The organism is Lachnoclostridium sp. Marseille-P6806, assembly GCF_964238185.1.
In the GTDB taxonomy this organism is placed as follows: Bacteria; Bacillota; Clostridia; order Lachnospirales; family Lachnospiraceae; genus Brotaphodocola.
Genome location: NZ_CAXSLG010000026.1, coordinates 1 through 787 on the forward strand (window position 1 = coordinate 1; position 787 = coordinate 787).

Annotated in this window: 1 tRNA gene and 1 rRNA gene; both read right to left on the bottom strand. The window is 46.3% G+C overall.

Features of this window, described 5'->3' with window-relative positions:
* Positions 1 to 382 (bottom strand): 23S ribosomal RNA (locus ACESON_RS15185); the annotation flags it as partial.
* 252 nt (positions 383 to 634) lie between these two features.
* A tRNA-Ala gene (locus tag ACESON_RS15190) sits at positions 635 to 707 on the bottom strand.
* Positions 708 to 787: the final 80 nt, after the last annotated feature.

Genomic DNA, 787 nt, shown 5'->3' on the forward strand with positions numbered 1-787 from the left:
CTGATTTCATGTACGGGGCTTTCACCCTCTCTGGCGGGACTTCCCAGACCCTTCCATTATCATACGAGTCACTTATTGCGGTCCATAACCCCAGAACGCACGCGCTCTGGTTTAGGCTCCTTCCATTTCGCTCGCCGCTACTTTGGAAATCGAGTTTTCTTTCTTTTCCTCGCCCTACTTAGATGTTTCAGTTCAGGCGGTTCCCGACGTAACGCTATGGATTCACGTTACGACGACTGAGGTTTGCTCAGCCAGGTTTCCCCATTCAGATATCTCCGGATCAATGGATATTTGCTCCTCCCCGAAGCTTTTCGCAGCTTATCACGTCTTTCATCGGCTCTTAGTGCCAAGGCATCCACCCTGCGCTCTTTATAGCTTAACCAAACGACTTTCATCTGCGGGTGCGGACTACTCATCTAAGATACATAGCGTTGTATCTTTGGTCTTAGGTTATCGTTTGATGTTATCTCACGACGAGTTACATTTATTGTTTGGTTACATCTTTCGATGTAACACCTCGGATGTCTTGAATATGTTTTTCTTTGATATTATCTCAGAAATTCATGTATTCTAGATATTGATTCAATATGCAGTTTTCAAAGTACATGGCTGATACAGAAAATACTGTATCAAATGGAGATGGAGAGATTCGAACTCTTGACCCCCTGCTTGCAAGGCAGGTGCTCTCCCAACTGAGCTACACCCCCATATAATCCTGGCATCCACCTGCTCTCCCATGCCGTCTCCAGCATAGTACCATCGGCCGCACAAGTCTTAACCGTCGTGT